The following is a 16,080-nucleotide window of genomic DNA, read 5'->3' on the forward strand; positions in this document are numbered from 1 at the left end:
AACCGCGCGCCGGGACGCGCCCCGCGGCGCATGCCGGACGGCCGCCGGAAGGGACCTCCCTGTCCGACGGCCCAAGGCTCCGGTGGCGTCAGACCTCGGCCGGCTCGGTCGCCGTCTCCCGGGCCGGGAGGCTGTCCATGAAGGAGCTGACGGAGAAGACCGCGCGGCCGGGTCCGGGCGGGCCGTAGCCGGGCGGGGAGGACAGGCCGAAGTCGTCCATGGTGGCGCGGTACGCCTCAAGGAGCCGGATGTGGTACTCCAGCGGCGCGCCCTGCGGGTTGGCCTTGCCGAGCGGGGTGGTGGGCTCAGGGCACCAGGTGGTGAAGCGGGGCGTGATCCCGTGCGACATGAAGAAGCGCAGGCCCTCGGTGGTGGACGCGATGGCCTCGTCGACGGTGGTGAAGCCGAACGGCTCGGCCATCTCGACACCGGCCACGAAGTTCGGGATGACGTTGCGCGCGCCGAAGACGTCGGCGGAGTCCAGGATCCGGCGGTGCCACTCGTCGCGGCCGACGTAGCGCTCCTTACCCGGGCAGTACAGCTCGAAGAGGCGGCGGTCCCACACCTCGAAGTTCGGGTGGTAGATCTGCACGCCGTAGTCCTTGAAGCGCTGCACGTCGTCCTTGGGCAGGGCCTGGGCGACCACCTTGCCGATCCAGCGGCCCGGGAAGCGCTCCTCGATGGCCTTGGCGTAGTGGCCGTAGAAGTCGGCCTCGTCGCGCCCGGCGACCGTCTTGGTGATGGCGCCGCCGGTGAGCGTGTAGGCGGTGGACGCCTTCTGGGTGTCGTACCGGTCGATGATCTCCAGCGCCTCCAGGACCTCCTCGACGTCCTTCACGCCGGTGTAGGGCCGGCCGGCCGCCTTGTGCTGGCGCCAGTTGTGGTTGATGTCGCAGTACTGGCACTCCTCCTTCGCGCCGAAGTACTGGCAGACGCGGAAGACGGTGAGGTAGATCAGGTAGCCCCACTGGATGGTGGGGGCCACCTCCATCACGGACTTCCCGTTGGAGAGGGTGTGCCGGTAGTACTCGGGCATCGGCGGCACGCCGACGTCGGCGATCCGCTTTCCGTCGAGGTAGAGCCCGAGCTGCCCCTCGCCGTCGGCGGCGACCCGGTACGGCGAGGTCGGGTTCACCCGCACGGACACCACGGTCCGGCGCAGGTCGTACGGGCCGCCGGTGAGGATGATCTCCTCCGGCGGGCGGCGCAGCGCGGCCTCGCCCAGCTCCGGCAGGGTGCCGTGGTCGAAGGAGAAGATGAAGTACGACTTCGGTTTGACCTCGCCGTCCTCGTTGTCGGACAGGGCGGACGCGTCGAAGGCGACACCGCCCCGTAGCAGGTCCTCCTTGAAGACGGCTTCCCGCGGTACGTGCGGGAAGCGCTCCATCAGATCCTCGACCAGCGCGGTACGGCTGCCCATCCCGTGTCTCCTCCCGGCTCAGGCGTTCGACTCCTCACGGTATGCCCCCGCTCGCGCGTCGGATGTGCCGGGTCCCCCTGCGGGCCGTGCCGCCACGGCGTCCGCGCCGCCCCGACCAGGGGGACCGCCGCCGTGCGGCACCGCGAATGAGAAGGTCTGAGCAGCACGAACACTCACTGGGAGAGGTGACGGGGTTGACGCAGAGAGTCACCAACTGGGCGCGCAACATCACTTACACGGCCAAGGAGTACCACCGCCCGCGGTCGCTGGACGCGCTGCGGTCCCTGGTGACCGCCGCCACCCGGCTGCGGGTGCTGGGCAGCGGCCACTCCTTCAACCGGATCGCCGACCCGGGCGCCGACGGCGTCCTGGTCTCCATCGCCGACCTGCCGCCCGACCTCGACGTGGACACAGCGGCCCGCACGGTACGGGTCGCGGGCGGCGTCCGGTACGCCGAACTGGCCCGCACGGTGCACGCGCGCGGTCTCGCCCTGCCCAACATGGCGTCCCTGCCGCACATCTCGGTGGCCGGTTCGGTGGCCACCGGCACCCACGGCTCGGGGGTCGGCAACGGCTCGCTGGCCGCCCCGGTACGGGAGGTGGAGCTGCTGACCGCGGACGGCTCGACGGTGGTCGTCGCGCGGGGCGACGCCCGCTTCGGCGGTGCGGTCACCGCCCTCGGCGCGCTCGGCGTGGTCACCGCGCTCACCCTCGACCTGGAACCGGCCTACGAGGTCGAGCAGCACGTCTTCACGGAACTGCCGCTGGCCGGACTCGACTTCGAGACGGTCGCGGCGGCGGCGTACAGCGTGAGCCTGTTCACCGACTGGCGGGAGCCGGGCTTCCGGCAGGTGTGGCTGAAGCGGCGCACCGACCAGGCGCCGCCGGTCTTCCCCTGGGCGGCGCCCGCGACCGAGGCCATGCACCCGGTGCCGGGCATGTCCGCGGTCAACTGCACCCCGCAGTTCGGGGTGCCCGGTCCCTGGCACGAACGGCTGCCGCACTTCAGGGCGGACTTCACCCCGAGCAACGGCGACGAGTTGCAGTCGGAGTACCTGCTGCCGCGGTCGGCCGCCCTTGACGCGCTGCACGCGCTGGACACGGTCCGGGGGACGGTCGCGCCCCTGTTGCAGACCTGCGAGGTGCGGACCGTCGCCGCCGACCCGCAGTGGCTCGGCCCCGCCCACGGCCGGGACTCGGTCGCGCTGCACTTCACCTGGGTCGACGACATCGCCGCGGTGCTGCCGGTGGTGCGCCGGCTGGAGGAGGCGCTGGATCCGTTCGGACCGCGTCCGCACTGGGGCAAGGTGTTCACCGCGTCGGCGTCCGTGCTGCGCGGGCGCTATCCGCGTCTCGACGACTTCCTGGCGCTCGCGGGATCCCTGGATCCGACCGGGAAGTTCGCCAACGACTTCGTCCGCGACGCTCTGGGCGAGTGACTTCATAAAGGCCATTTCCTAAGTCCTGGCCGAACTTGCCCGCGCCCCTTCCAGCCCATACCCTTGCGCCACGCCGGAGCCCGACGCCGAAGCCGCCCCCGTCCGGCCTGCGGGAACGGGGCTGGGAGGGGCAGTTCCGTGAAGCGCACGTCACGTGACATCCGTACCGCGAACCGCTACGAGGTGCTGCGTCAGATCATCGCCGAGTCCCCGGCGTCCCGGCAGGAACTGGCCGCCGCCACCGGGCTGAGCCTCGCCACGGTCGCCACGCTCGTCGGGGAGCTGCTCGACCTCCGCATGATCACCGAGGTCGGCTTCGAGGACTCGGCGGGGGGCCGCCCGCGCGGGCTCGTCGCCGTCAACGCGTCGGGGGGCGCGCTGATCGGCGTCGACATCGCGGAGACCTACGTCCACGCCGAGCTGTTCGATCTCGCGCTGAACGTGCTGGCCCGCGCCGACGAGGAGCTGCGTCCCGACGAGAACCGCCCGGAGCAGGTGGTCGGGCACGTCGCCGCGGCGGTCGGCTCGGTGGTGGCGCAGGCCGGGGTCGAGGCGGCCCGGGTCCTCGGTGTGGGCGTGAGCTTCCCCGGCCAGGTGGACCGGGACTCCGGTGTCGCCGAGTACGCGGCCAACTGGGACTGGCACGGGGTACCGCTGCACGCCCTGCTCGCCGAGCACATCGCCTATCCGCTGTACCTGGACAACCCGTTGCGCGCCTGCACGGTGGCCGAGCTGTGGTTCGGGGCCGCGCGCGGCCGGGGGGACGCCGTGGTGGTCAACCTCGGCACCGGGGTCGGCGCGGGTCTGGCGCTCGGCGGCGGGCTGTACCGGGGGGTCAGCAACAGTGCCGGCGAGTGGGGGCACACCACGCTCGTGCTGGACGGCCGGCGGTGCCACTGCGGCAATCAGGGCTGTGTGGAGACGTACGTCGGCGCGCCCGGCATCATGCGGAACCTGCGCGAGGTCAGCCCGCGGTCCGCGCTGCTGCACCCGGCGGACCAGACCGCCACGATCGAGGCGCTGGCCCGCGCGGTGGCCGCCGACGACCCGGTGGCGGTCACGGTGGTCCGCAACACCGCCCGTTATCTCGGCGCGGGCATCTCGGACCTGATCAACCTGCTCAACCCCGAGGTCGTCGTGCTCAGCAGCTGGGTCGCCGCGCGGCTCGGCGAGCGGCTGCTCACCGAGGTGCGCGCGGCCGTCGCCGGGTACGCGCTGCGCCGCCCGCTGGCCGCCACCGAGATCGTCCTCTCGCCGATCCCCACCGACCCGGTCTCCCTGGGCGCGGCGACGTTCGCGCTGGAGGGCGCGCTCCAGCCGGCCGGCCGGCCGGGCCCGGACCCGGCCCGCACCAGGCCCCCGGCCAGGCGCTGAACGCTCCGCGGGACGTCCGGTACGTCGAGCGCGGATCCGTCACGGCAGCTCGCTCCCCCGGGTTCTCGACTTCGTTCGAACAGGTGGACCACTGGTTCCCCACCCCTTCGGGGGGCACTTCGTCCAACCCCTTGCCGAAGTATTGGGCGAAGGGTAGCGTCCCAACGGCCGTGGCTCCGGCCGCGGCACCGGTGGTGCCACCCGCCGACCCGTCCGGCAGTACTTCCCGGGGTTCCCGCGCGACCACCCGGTCGTGACCACCCCGGTCGCGGCCACCCCGATCGCGGCCACCACCACGGCCACCCCGGCCACCGAGACCGCCCCCGTCACGGCCACCAGACCACCTTGGCCGACCCGACCGTCCCCGCCACCTGATCTCCACGGCCACCGCCACGTCCATCCCGCCCCCGCCGCCCGCGTTCCTCCTCTCCCCCGGCGACGGCCGGTGGGGGAGCCGCGCGGACCGGCGTCGAGGGCCGAGCAAGGAGACCGATGTCTTTCCGGACCGTTGACTACGTCGAGGACGTCTCGCCCGGCTCCGGGGCCCTGCCGCCCCGCGCCTGGTACCCCTCCTCCGATGCCGCTTCCCTGTCCCTGAACGGCGGTTGGCGCTTCCGCCTGTCGCCGACGGCCGACGCCGAGGACGACGCGTTCGCCGAGCCGGGCTACGACTTTGACGGCTGGGCGGAGATCCCGGTGCCCGGCCACTGGGTGCTCCAGGGCCACGGCTCCCCGATCTACACCAACCACCTCTACCCGTTCCCGGTGGACCCGCCCCGCGTGCCCACCGAGAACCCGACCGGCGACCACCTGCGCCTCTTCGACCTGCCCGACGACTGGCCGGACCTCGCCGAGGGCGGTTGCGTGCTGCGCTTCGACGGGGTGGAGTCCTGCGCCCGCGTCTGGCTGAACGGCACGGACATCGGCGAGTTCAAGGGGTCCCGGCTGCCGCACGAGTTCGCGGTCGGACACCTGCTGCGGCCCACCGGCAACGTGCTCGCCGTCCGGGTCCACCAGTGGTCGGCCGGCTCGTACCTGGAGGACCAGGACCAGTGGTGGCTGCCCGGCATCTTCCGGGACGTCACCCTGCTGCACCGCCCGGCGGGCGCCGTCCTCGACTTCTTCGTGCACGCCGCCTACGACCACCGCACCGGCACGGGCACGCTGCGCGTCGACTCGGACGTGGACGGCCGGGTCACCGTGCCCGGCCTCGGCATCGACGTCGCGACCGGCGAGCCGGTGACGGTCCCGGCCCGGCCGTGGACCGCGGAGACCCCGACGCTGTACGACGGCGTGCTGGCCACCGAGGGCGAACGGGTGCCGCTGCGCGTCGGCTTCCGCACGGTGGAACTGTCCGACGGCCTGATCAAGGTCAACGGCAGGCCGGTGCTGTTCAAGGGCGTCAACCGGCACGAGTGGCACCCGCGCCTGGGCCGCGCCCTCGACCTGGCGACCATGCGCGAGGACGTGCTGCTGATGAAGCGGCACAACATCAACGCCGTCCGCACCTCGCACTACCCGCCGCACCCCGCCTTCCTCGCCCTGTGCGACGAGCTGGGCCTGTGGGTGATCGACGAGTGCGACCTGGAGACCCACGGCTTCACCGAGCAGGGGTGGCGGGACAACCCCGTCGACGACGACCGCTGGACCCCGGCCCTGCTGGACCGTGCCGCCCGCATGGTGGAGCGGGACAAGAACCACCCGTCGGTGGTGATGTGGTCGCTGGGCAACGAGGCCGGCACCGGCCGCGGCCTGACCGCGATGTCCGAGTGGATCCACGGCCGGGACCCCGCGCGGCTCGTCCACTACGAGGGCGACCGCACCTGCCGTGACACGGACGTGTACTCGCGGATGTACGCCCCGCACGCCGAGGTCGAACGGATCGGCCGCGGCCTGGACGGCGGCACCCGGCGCCGCCGCGAACTCCCCTTCATCCTGTGCGAGTACGGGCACGCCATGGGCAACGGCCCCGGCGGCCTCGCCGACTACCAGCGGATCTTCGAGTCGTACGAGCGGCTCCAGGGCGGGTTCATCTGGGAGTGGATCGACCACGGCATCGAGGACGAGCGGTACGGCTTCGCGTACGGCGGCGACTTCGGGGAGGAACTGCACGACGGGAACTTCGTCTGCGACGGCCTGCTGTTCCCGGACCGCCGGCCCTCCCCCGGTCTGGTCGAGTACAAGAAGGTGATCGAGCCCGTCCTGATCGACGGGGACGGCGCGCGCGGCACCGTGCGCATCACCGACAAGCAGGACTTCGCCGATCTGTCCGCGTTCGCCTTCGAGTGGTCGTACCAGGTGGACGGCGAGACGGTCGAGTCGGGCGCGCTGGCGGTGCCGGCCCTGGCACCCGGCGAGTCGGCCGAGGTGAAGCTCCCGCAGCCGCCCCCGGCGGGTCCGGGCGAGGTCCAGGGGACGGTACGGGCGGTGCTGGCCGCCGACACCGCGTGGGGGCCGCGCGGCCACGTGGTCGCCTGGGGACGGTTCCCGGTCACGCCGCGCCCGGTGCCGTCCGTCACGGCGCGTGCGCGTCCGGTGCCCGGCGAGCGGCTGATCACCCTCGGCCCGGCCTCCTTCGACGCCCGGACCGGCACGCTGACGGCGATCGGCGCGCTGCCGGTCACCGGTCCGCGCCTCGACGTGTGGCGGGCGCCCACCGACAACGACGACGGCGCGGCCTGGCAGACCGACACCCGGTACGGGCCGCTGTGGCGCCGGCTCGGTCTGCACCGCATGCGGCACCGCATCGACGCGGTGGAAGCGGAGGGCGACGCGCTGACGGTGCGCACCCGGGTGGCGCCCGCCGCCCGGGAGGCGGGGCTGGCGACGGTGTACCGCTGGACGTCGGACGGCGACCGGGTGAGGCTCACGGTGTCCGTGACCCCCGAGGGCGACTGGACGGTGCCGCTGCCCCGGCTCGGTGTCCGCCTCGGGCTGTCGGCCGCCGACCGGGTGCGCTGGTTCGGCGGCGGCCCCGGCGAGGCGTACCCGGACACGAGGTCGGCGGCGCTGCCGGCCCGTTGGGAGTCCACGGTCGACGACCTGCAGACCCCGTACGTCCGCCCGCAGGAGAACGGCGCCCGCGCCGACGTCCGCTGGGCGGAGATCGGCGGGCTGCGCGTCGAGGGCGACCCGGAGTTCTGGTTCACCGCCCGCCGCTGGACCACCGAGCAACTGGACGCCGCCACCCACCGCGGCGACCTCACACCCGGTGACACGGTGTGGGTCAACCTGGACCACGGCCAGCACGGCATCGGCTCGCAGTCCTGCGGTCCCGGCCCACTCCCGCGGTACCACCTGCGGGCCGAACCCGCGGAGTTCTCCTTCGTCTTCTCGGAACTCGGTTGACCGACCGGGACATGACGGCCACCGCGGCCGGCCGGCGCCTGTTCACCCGGCCGGCCGCGGTGGCGTCCTGCATCGGCTTCGTCCTCATCGGCATGCTCCAGGCCCTCTACGGGCCGGCGGTGCCCGGACTGCGCAGCGCGGGGCCGGCGGTGCCCGGACTGCGCGGCGCGGGCACCGGCCGCCGGGCCGGGTCCGCTCGGCCTGCCCCGGATCCTCGCCGGTTTCCTCGACCTCCCGGCTGGGGGCCCTGTTCGCGGCACCACCGCCCGCCGGTCACGCCCCGCGGACCGGGGTGGCCGACGCGACCGCGGCGATCAGTACGCAGCAGCCGCCGGCGACGGCGGCGACCAGCGCCGTACCGTGCCGTTGTGCGGCCCAGGTGAGGACGGCGGCGCCGACCGGTGCCGCCGAGTACTGGAGGGTCCAGAAGGCGGAGGTGACCCGGCCCAGCAGGGGTTCCGGAGTGACCTCCTGCCGCAGGGACATGGAGCAGGTGCCCGCCATGCCCACGCAGGCCAGGAAGACGGCGCTCAGCACGGCGACGACGGCCACCTCGTGCGTCCGGCCGAGACCGGCGAAGGCCGGCCCGCACACCGCGACCGAACCGGTCCAGGTCGGCCCGAAACCGAACCGCCGCCGGACCCGGGCGACGAGGAGGGAGCCCGCGATCGTGCCGAGCGCGCCCACCGCCATGACGGTGCCGACCGTGCCGTCCGGATGGCCGAGGTCGTGTTTGACGTGGTAGATGACCAGGTCGGTGAGGCCGAGGGTGAGGAAGCTGAAGACGAAGAGGAGGACGGTCAGGGTGCGCAGCACCGGGTGGTGGCGGAGGAAGGACACGCCGGTGCGCAGGTCCCGCCACAGGCCGGCCCGACCGGGCTGTTCGGCGCCGTCCACGGCGCGCGCCCGGATCCGGACGAAGCACAGGCAGGCCGCCGACACCCCGAAGCTCGCCGCGTCCACACCGATCGCGGCGGAGGGTCCCGTCCAGGCCGCGACCAGGCCCGCGCCCAGCGGTCCGCACACCCCGGCCGCGGCCGCCGTGGCGTTCAGCCGGCCGTTGGCCTCGGTCAGCCGGTCCCGGTCGACCAGCCCCCGCACGACGGTGACGTAGGCGACGGCGAACAGCATGCCGACGGCCTCGCACACCGGGAGGACCACGTAGAGCAGCCAGCCGCGCGGGCCGAACGCCCACACCAGCGGCACCAGTCCGTACAGCACCATGCGCACCAGGTCGCAGCCGATCAGCAGCCTGCGTCGGTCGACCCGGTCCACCACCGCCCCGGCGAAGACCGCGGCCAGCACGGAGGCCGCACCGCCCACCGCCGTGAGCAGCCCCATCCGGGCGAGCGAACCGGTGGCCTGGAGCACCAGCAGCGGCAGGGCGATCATCGCGAAGGAGTCGCCGAGGACGGACAGGGTCTGCGCGAACCAGAAGGTCCCGAAGTCCCGTTGCCGCCACAGGGGCCGCGCCCCGTCGTCCATCCGTCCCACCCCCGTGTCACCGCGTGCGTCCGGGCCCGGCTCCCCGCCCGCGGCCCACGCCGACGCACCGCCGGACCTGGCTATATTAGGCGGCCGGCCGCATGGGCCGGCCGACCGTGGTCCGACCGACCGTCGGTGGAGCGGCCGGTCTCGGCCGACCGACCGGGCGCCGACCGGTCGCCGACAGAGGGATTCGGAGGTCGCCCGCCGCATGCCCCGGGCAGGACTCACCGTCGACCGGCTCGTCGCCGCGGCGGCCGAACTGGCCGACGAGGTGGGCTTCGAGCACGTCACCCTGTCCGCGCTGGCCCGCCGCTTCGGCGTCAGGGACGCCAGCCTGTACTCGCACGTCCGCGGCCTGGGAGAGCTGCGCACCCGGCTCGCGCTGTACGCGGGCGGCAAGCTGATCGGCCGGATCGCGGCCGCCGTGGCGGGCCGGACCGGAAAGGACGCGCTGGTCGCGTTCGCCGCGGCCTACCGGTCGTACGCGCTTGAGCGGCCGGGCCGGTACGCGGCCACCCAGATCCGGATCGACCAGGACCTCGTCACGGACTCCCCCGCCCTGCGCCGCACCGCCGAGACAACTTACGGCCTGCTGCGCGCCTACGGTCTCGCCGAACCCGATCTGACCGACGCCGTACGCCTGCTGCGCAGCACCTTCCACGGCTACTGCGCCCTGGAGTCGGCGGGCGGTTTCGCCGCCCCACGGGACGTACAGCTCTCCTGGGACAAGGCGGTCGACGCCCTGCACATCGCGCTGGAGCACTGGCCCCGGACGGCGCCCGCCGCCGACGGCACCGGGGTCCCGCCGACCCCATAGACTGGACTTTTCGCGAGTGTGAGCGGGTGTCGTGTGCCGCCGCGGGGGAGGGAGCGCGCCTTGTCGCAACAGCAGTTGGGACGCGGGCCCTCGGGATCCGGGGCGGCCGGGCCGGTGCCGCCGGCAGGCGTGGGCTCGCCGCCCGCCCGGTTCGTCGGCCGGCTGGGCAGCCTGGGCTGCGCGGCGGCGGGATACGGCGTCTTCCAGGCCCTGTTCGGGGTGTTGCCGGACTCGCTCGGCGGGGAGCCCGCCAAGTGGCTGGTCGCCGGGGTGAGCGGGATCGGTACGGCGGTGGCGGCCTGGCTGGCGGCAGCACTGCTGCGGATGCGGGCCGCCGGGGCGGGGCAGCCCGCCGCGGTGTCCGCCAGGACGACTGCCGGGGCGCCCGGCCCGCTGCCGGGGGTGCTGGCCGCCGCGTACGAGACGCTGGTGGGCGAGGTGACCGTGGTCGACGACCCGGTGCGCGGCCGGCTCACCGGCTGGTCGCACTCGCTGGGCGAGGGCGACGCGGCGCCGCCCACGGCGCTCAGCACGGCGTACGGCCTGCACATGATGCTCGATCTGGGCGTGCCCGACGGGCGGTTGAGCACCGGCGACCTGGTGGAGACGCTGTGGCGGCTGCGGCTGCCGGACGGCGGCTGGTCGGCGCGCACCCAGGGGTCCGAGGCCCGGCCCGAGATCACCGCGCTGGTGCTCGGTGCGCTGGCGCGGGCCGGGTCGTCGGGCGACCGGGTGGCGGCGGAGGTGGCCGGGTGCACCACGCGGTTCACCCGCGCGCTCGACCCGGCCGGCCGGGACTCGACCCATGTCGTCACGACCGTGCTGCGCGGTCTGTTGCGCGCCACGCCCGGCTCGCCGCACCTGCCCGAGCTGTGCGAAGCCCTGGTGGACGGCGCGCTCGACGACGAGCGCCGGGAGCATCTGCGGTGCTGGGCCTACCGGTTGTGTCCGCCGTACGGGCCGCCGTCGGCGCTGCACACCGCGCAGGCCGTGGTCGCCCTGGACCGGGCGGCGCGGGTGCTGGGCGAGAGCGCGGCGGCGCGGGCGGCCCGGCAGGACGGGGTGCGCTGGCTGCTCGCCTGCCCCGACCTGCGGCACGACGTCTGCCCGGACGTGACGAACCTGCGTGAGGAGGTGCGCAGGCCGCGCACCGACGACCCGGCCCGGCACGAGGTGCTGAACGTGCGGCACTTCACCGCGTCCTGGCTGGTGCGCGCCCTGACCACGCCGGGTGCCCGCGAGGTCGCGCTGGCGGACGGTCTCCAGGCGCGTTGGCGGGAGCGGCTCGACGGGGCGTTCGCCGCCGTGTGGGCGGGGCACACGGACGGCATCTGGAGCTGGGACCGGGACGACGGCACCGAGCTGCGCCGTCCCATGTGGATGACCTATCAAGGTCTTTCGGCGATGCGGGCGCATGCCGTATGGATGTATCAGCCGGACGGCTGAACCCGTCGTTCCGGCCCGGCGGCCGAAGGGTGGGTGCATGGGCGGTCGACAGGTCCTGGCGGCACGGCGGTTGCTGGCCGAGACCCTGGACGGTGAACTGCCCGAACCCCAAAGGGTGTGGGCGGCCCGCGCCGTGGTCGCCGAACTGGGCTCCCCCTACCGGCTGTTGGAGCTGATCGCCGAGCTGGCCTCGGGCGAGGGCGACCCGGCGGACCGCGCCCGGCTGTCGTACCGGCACGTCCTCGGCTTCGACAAGCTCCTGCTGGTCGACGCCGGCACCGGACACATGCTGCGCGCCCACGTCTGGCATCCCGGCACCGGCTCGGCGGGCAAGGAGGACGTCCACAACCACCGCTGCGCGCTGGCCTCCTGCATCGTGCGGGGCCGGCTGGCGATGGAGCTGTACGAGGCCGGGGGCGAGGGGATCGCGGCGGACCGCTACGAGGAGACGCTGTCGGACGGGGCGGCGGACTGGCGGCTGGCGCCCGCCGGACGTCAGCCGCTGCGGCTGACTCAGGTGGGGCGCTACACGGCGGGCAGCACCTACGCGCTGCCCGCGCACACCCTGCACCGCGCCTGGTGCGACTCGGACGGGCCGACGGTGACGCTGTTCCTGGAGACGGGTGCGGGGCGCCGGCGGCACACGGACGTGTTCACGGTGGCCGGTCCGCGTCCGGGGGCGGTGGCGAAGGTTCCGCTGGACGTGCGGGGCTATCTGGCGGCGCTGGACGAGCTGGCCGAACTGCTCAGAAGCTCGTGTACGTGACGGCCTGGCGGACGACGTCCAGGTTGTAGTCGTCGATGTCGACGCCGGTCAGTTCGTCGAGGGCCAGCCAGGCGTGGGCCTGGTCCGGCTCGGGCAGGGTGACGACCCGGGTCAGCGGCCTGACCAGGAAGTTGTCCTGCCAGTTCTTGACCTCGTGACCGCGGTAGTCGCTGACGAAGGAGGACTCGCCGACCCGGCCGACGATCTCGCCGAGCAGGCCGGTCTCCTCCTTCAGTTCGCGCAGCGCGCCGTCCATGGGGCTCTCCCCCGGCTCCAGTTTCCCGCACGGCACGCCCCACACCCGGGGCAGGAACCGCTCGCGCTCGCTGCGGCGCACCAGGAGCACCCGCTCCCGTTCGTCCATCACGACGGCGGCGGCCAGGCGCCTCTCGCCGGGGATCTCCAGGTCCATGGTTCCTCGGTCTCTCGCCGGTGACGAGTCGAAAAGGGTCTGTCGTACAGGCATACCCAGAAAGGCGTCCACCGTACCAGCGCGCCCGGGACCGGGCTGTGCTCCCGCTCTCATCCGGGCCGCCGTTCCAGCGCCCGTACGTCGTCGTACGAGGGCGTCGTACCGTCCGGCGCGCGGCCGCCCGCGATGTCCGCCATGGCGTCCAGGGCGGCGCCCAGCGCCCTGCGGTAGAGCAGCGAGCCGAGGCTGATCCGGCGCACGCCCAGGTCGGCGAGGTGGCGCACGGTGGGCCCGGTGGGCGAGTAGAGGACGTTCAGGGGGACGTCGAGGTGGCGCACCAGACCGGCGATCTCCCCGGGGTCGCTCAGCCCCGGTACGAAGACGCCGTCCGCGCCCGCCCGTCGGTAGACGTCCAGCCGTTCGCGGGTGCCCGTGCCGTCGCCCAGCCAGTGGGTGTCGGTGCGGGCGTTGACGAACAGGCCGGGTGCGGCCGCCTTGACGGCGGCGATCTTCGCGGCGTGCCGGTCCGCGGGACCGAGCCCGTCCTCCAGGTTGACGCCGACGGCCCCGACGGCCCACAACTGCCGTGCCAGTTCGGCCACCTCGTCGGGTTCGTCGCTGAACCCGCCCTCCGCGTCGACGGAGAGCAGGAACGGCTCGGTGCCGAGGGTGAGGGCGAGCCGGAGGGTGTGATCGCGGGTCACCGCCGCGCCGTCGGGCAGCCCGGCCGCGGCGGCGACACCGAGGCTCGTCGTCCCGATCGCCGCGAATCCGCGGGCCGCGAGGGCGGCGGCCGAGGCGTGGTCCCAGGCGTTGGGCAGCAACAGGGGTCGACCGGGCCGGTGATGGAGCGCGGCGAAGGACCGGCTGGTACGCGGACCTGTGCCCGGCTCCGTCTCCCCTTGCCGTCCCGGCAACGATCCCGCTGCCCCTTCCACGGCCGCCACGGTCGGGATGGTCGGCACGGTCGGCACGGCCGCCACGGTCGGCATGGTCGCTTCCGCCGCCACCACCGCTTCCGCCGCGGTCTTCTGCGCGATGTCGCTCATAGGGCCGACGCTAGGCCCGGTTCGCTTCGGCGCCGACCGAAATGTCGTGGGATCGCGTCGGCGAGGGCTCGTTCCGCGCCGCCGACTGATGCCGACCTGCCTGCCGCCCGCGGTCAGTGACGACCGGCAGGTCGCGATGCGCGGGCTGGCGCGGCGGCCGATCGCGGGCGGTGGCGGGCGGTGGCGGGCCGACGTCACGGCCGTGTCGGCTCACCACCAGGACGTGGGGTAGACCTCTCCTCGCAGACGGGCGGAGACCATCTGCACCACGACCAGCAGCACCGCGCCGGCCGCCAGCAGGGGTACGAAGTGGCCAGGAGGCGGGTCCGTGAGCATGATCATGACGGCGGTCGCCAGGGCCGGTGGATGGGCCGCCTTGAGCAGCAGCACGAGTGCGGACGCGATGCCGCAGGCCACGACGGCGGCCCACGGACCGTGAAAACCGAGCGCGAGCGCGGCGAAGCAGACGAGGCAGGACAGCAGGTGGCCGCCGAGGACGTGGCGGGGCTGGGCGAGAGGCGAGTCGGGGGTGGCGGTGACGATCGCCGTGGTGGCGGCGAGCGGCGGTACCAGCACCGTCTGGTGCATGAGCGTGCCCACCGCCACCAGCACCGCCAGTCCGGCCGACGTGGTGACGGCCGACGCGGCGACCCTGCCCCGGGGCGGCCGTGGTTCGTCGGACATCCATCTGCGCGGCCGGGATCGCTTCGGTGGGTGGACCGGCGCGTCGACGGTTTGTGTTGTTCCGGACGCTTCAGCCGCCATGGATCCGGCACTCTCGCCCGGACGGGAGACCGACGGCCGCGGAGCGGAGGAGGCTGCCCACAGCCCGAGTCGGAATCGGGGTCGGGGTCGGGGGCGTGGTCCGGGTCGGGGTCGGGGTCGGGGTCGGGGTCGGGGTCGGGGTCGGACTGAGGGTCAGGCGGAACGGGTACGAAGTGGTCTCTGGACTGCCGGGCGGGGCGCAAGTCTGCGGGGCGCTCGGAATCAGCACGCGAACTCCTCGGAAACATCCCCGCTCTCGGCCCACGCGGCTCGTCGTCCGTGAAGACGGGGATCACGCCCGGCATCCTGACGTCGTGGACCGGATCCTGTCCAAGATCCTCCACTTATCGAGCGATTGAGGACCTTTATCGACTCGCCGTGGGGGTGTTCCGCGGCGTCGGCTCGGGGGCCGCGTCGGCTGACTCGCTCGCCGCGCAGGGTAGTCGGGTATCGGGTAGGGGCAACTCCAGGTCGAGTGGCGGCAGTTCGGGATCGGGTGCGGCAAGTCCTGTATCGGGTGGGTGGCGGGCCGGGGACAGACGGTCAGGCGGCTGGGCGGGCGTTCAGGGGGTCAGGCGGTCAGGGGGGTCAGGGGGTCAGGGGGTCAGGGGGTCAGGGGGTCAGGGGGTCAGGCGGAAACTGGGGATGGGAATGGTCCGGTGTGGTGACCGGGCTGGTGGCGTTGCCGCCACGGCCGGTCGGTGGTGCGTGGCCGAGGGGCCACGGCCCGTCGTCGACCTCGGGCACTCGGGCACTCGGCACTCGGGCCGTCCGCCGGTGGCATCGGCTAGCGTCGAGGCATGACCAGCGACAGCTCACCGCGGCTTGCCGAAGCGCTCGGGGCCGGTGCGGTCGTGCTCGACGGCGGTCTGTCCAACCAGCTCGAATCCGCCGGGCACGACCTGGCCGACGCACTGTGGTCGGCACGGCTGCTGGTCGAGCGGCCGGAGGCGATCTCCACGGCGCATCTCGCGTACTTCAGGGCGGGCGCGAGCGTCGCCACCACCGCCTCCTACCAGGCCACTTTCGAGGGCTTCGCAAACCGCGGGATCGGCCGCGGGCAGGCGGCCCGGCTGCTCACCGACAGCGTGCGGCTGGCCCGGGACGCGGCACGGCGCGCCCGCGACGAGGGGATCACGCGCCCGCTGTGGGTGGCCGCGTCGGCGGGACCGTACGGGGCGATGCTCGCGGACGGCTCCGAGTACCGGGGCCGGTACGGGCTGAGCGTGGCGGAGCTGGCACGCTTCCATCGCCCGCGCCTGGAGGTGCTGGCCGGGGCCGCCCCGGACGTGCTGGCACTGGAGACCGTCCCGGACGCCGACGAGGCGGCGGCCCTGTTGCGGGCGGTGCGCGGACTCGGCGTGCCCGTCTGGCTGTCGTACAGCGTCGACGGGGAGCGCACCCGGGCCGGACAACCGCTGGCGGAGGCGTTCGCCCTGGCCGCGGACGCGGACGAGGTGATCGCGGTGGGCGTGAACTGCTGCGCGCCCGAGGACGTCGACCGGGCGGTCGGGATCGCCGCCCGGGTCACCGGCAAACCGGTCGTCGCCTATCCCAACAGCGGCGAGTCCTGGGACGCCGCGGCCCGCGCCTGGGACGGCCGTGCCACCTTCGCCGCCGAGCGGGTCTCGGCGTGGCGGGACGCGGGCGCCCGGCTGATCGGCGGCTGCTGCCGGGTGGGACCGCGGACCATCGCGTCGATCGCCCGGACCCTGGAAGCAGGCTGAGGCGCAGCCGATCCCGGCGCAGGCGGCCT

The 16,080-nt window shown here is 73.9% G+C and carries 12 protein-coding genes; 7 read left to right on the forward strand and 5 right to left on the reverse strand.

Annotation, left to right across the window (positions count from 1 at the left end; translation table 11 throughout):
• Positions 1-88: 88 nt before the first annotated feature.
• Complete coding sequence (locus ACFC09_RS02040) at positions 89-1,420, reverse strand: radical SAM protein (RefSeq protein WP_376522863.1); 1,332 nt, start codon at positions 1,418-1,420, stop codon at positions 89-91.
• A 194-nt stretch (positions 1,421-1,614) separates the two neighbouring features.
• Between ACFC09_RS02040 and ACFC09_RS02045 the strand changes: the two genes are divergently transcribed.
• From ACFC09_RS02045 to ACFC09_RS02055, 3 genes are all read left to right on the forward strand, one after another.
• Entirely contained in the window at positions 1,615-2,859 is a 1,245-nt protein-coding gene (locus ACFC09_RS02045; RefSeq protein ID WP_376522866.1) for an FAD-binding protein, read from the forward strand.
• A gap of 138 nt (positions 2,860-2,997) precedes the next feature.
• Positions 2,998-4,233 (forward strand): ROK family transcriptional regulator, encoded by a 1,236-nt coding sequence (locus ACFC09_RS02050; RefSeq protein ID WP_376522869.1) that lies wholly within the window; start codon positions 2,998-3,000, stop codon positions 4,231-4,233.
• Between the two features lie 492 nt (positions 4,234-4,725).
• Positions 4,726-7,581 (forward strand): glycoside hydrolase family 2 TIM barrel-domain containing protein, encoded by a 2,856-nt coding sequence (locus tag ACFC09_RS02055; protein WP_376522872.1) that lies wholly within the window; start codon positions 4,726-4,728, stop codon positions 7,579-7,581.
• Positions 7,582-7,854: 273 nt separating this feature from the next.
• Here the strand turns inward: ACFC09_RS02055 and ACFC09_RS02060 are convergent, their stop codons facing one another.
• On the reverse strand, positions 7,855-9,066 hold the full coding sequence (locus ACFC09_RS02060) for an MFS transporter (protein ID WP_376522874.1): 1,212 nt from the start codon (positions 9,064-9,066) through the stop codon (positions 7,855-7,857).
• A gap of 211 nt (positions 9,067-9,277) precedes the next feature.
• Between ACFC09_RS02060 and ACFC09_RS02065 the strand changes: the two genes are divergently transcribed.
• The 3 genes from ACFC09_RS02065 to ACFC09_RS02075 are packed head-to-tail and all read left to right on the forward strand — an operon-like array spanning position 9,278 to position 12,098.
• The gene (locus ACFC09_RS02065) at positions 9,278-9,886 is read left to right on the forward strand and encodes a TetR/AcrR family transcriptional regulator (protein WP_376522876.1); all 609 of its coding nucleotides are present in this window, start codon (positions 9,278-9,280) and stop codon (positions 9,884-9,886) included.
• 60 nt (positions 9,887-9,946) lie between these two features.
• Positions 9,947-11,332 carry a hypothetical protein gene (locus ACFC09_RS02070; RefSeq protein WP_376522879.1) on the forward strand — a complete coding sequence of 462 codons (1,386 nt, stop codon included), beginning with the start codon at positions 9,947-9,949 and terminating at the stop codon, positions 11,330-11,332.
• Between the two features lie 37 nt (positions 11,333-11,369).
• Positions 11,370-12,098 carry a hypothetical protein gene (locus tag ACFC09_RS02075; protein ID WP_376522880.1) on the forward strand — a complete coding sequence of 243 codons (729 nt, stop codon included), beginning with the start codon at positions 11,370-11,372 and terminating at the stop codon, positions 12,096-12,098.
• Here ACFC09_RS02075 and ACFC09_RS02080 read toward each other — a convergent pair.
• The 3 genes from ACFC09_RS02080 to ACFC09_RS02090 form a co-directional block, all read right to left on the reverse strand.
• Positions 12,079-12,510, reverse strand: a complete 432-nt coding sequence (locus tag ACFC09_RS02080) for an NUDIX hydrolase (RefSeq protein WP_376522882.1) — start codon at positions 12,508-12,510, stop codon at positions 12,079-12,081. The two genes, ACFC09_RS02075 and ACFC09_RS02080, sit on opposite strands and share 20 nt — an antisense overlap.
• Positions 12,511-12,620: 110 nt before the next feature.
• Complete coding sequence (locus ACFC09_RS02085) at positions 12,621-13,559, reverse strand: isocitrate lyase/phosphoenolpyruvate mutase family protein (protein WP_376522883.1); 939 nt, start codon at positions 13,557-13,559, stop codon at positions 12,621-12,623.
• 210 nt (positions 13,560-13,769) lie between these two features.
• The gene (locus ACFC09_RS02090) at positions 13,770-14,243 is read right to left on the reverse strand and encodes an HPP family protein (RefSeq protein ID WP_376522885.1); all 474 of its coding nucleotides are present in this window, start codon (positions 14,241-14,243) and stop codon (positions 13,770-13,772) included.
• 881 nt (positions 14,244-15,124) lie between these two features.
• On the opposite strand from ACFC09_RS02090, the gene mmuM reads away from it, so the two are divergent.
• Positions 15,125-16,051: a homocysteine S-methyltransferase gene (mmuM, locus tag ACFC09_RS02095; protein ID WP_376522887.1), complete on the forward strand. Its 927-nt coding sequence runs from the start codon at positions 15,125-15,127 to the stop codon at positions 16,049-16,051.
• The last annotated feature ends 29 nt before the right edge of the window (positions 16,052-16,080 follow it).

It is taken from the genome of Streptomyces sp. NPDC056161, from assembly GCF_042268025.1.
Lineage (GTDB): Bacteria > Actinomycetota > Actinomycetes > Streptomycetales > Streptomycetaceae > Streptomyces.

Coding starts and splice junctions, on each gene's coding strand:
- ACFC09_RS02040 (WP_376522863.1), bottom strand. CDS start 1,420: ATGGGCAGCCGTACCGCGCTGGTCGAGGATCTGATGGAGCGCTTCCCG.
- ACFC09_RS02055 (WP_376522872.1), top strand. CDS start 4,726: ATGTCTTTCCGGACCGTTGACTACGTCGAGGACGTCTCGCCCGGCTCC.
- ACFC09_RS02060 (WP_376522874.1), bottom strand. CDS start 9,066: ATGGACGACGGGGCGCGGCCCCTGTGGCGGCAACGGGACTTCGGGACC.
- ACFC09_RS02065 (WP_376522876.1), top strand. CDS start 9,278: ATGCCCCGGGCAGGACTCACCGTCGACCGGCTCGTCGCCGCGGCGGCC.
- ACFC09_RS02075 (WP_376522880.1), top strand. CDS start 11,370: ATGGGCGGTCGACAGGTCCTGGCGGCACGGCGGTTGCTGGCCGAGACC.
- ACFC09_RS02080 (WP_376522882.1), bottom strand. CDS start 12,510: ATGGACCTGGAGATCCCCGGCGAGAGGCGCCTGGCCGCCGCCGTCGTG.
- ACFC09_RS02085 (WP_376522883.1), bottom strand. CDS start 13,559: ATGAGCGACATCGCGCAGAAGACCGCGGCGGAAGCGGTGGTGGCGGCG.
- ACFC09_RS02090 (WP_376522885.1), bottom strand. CDS start 14,243: ATGTCCGACGAACCACGGCCGCCCCGGGGCAGGGTCGCCGCGTCGGCC.
- mmuM (WP_376522887.1), top strand. CDS start 15,125: ATGACCAGCGACAGCTCACCGCGGCTTGCCGAAGCGCTCGGGGCCGGT.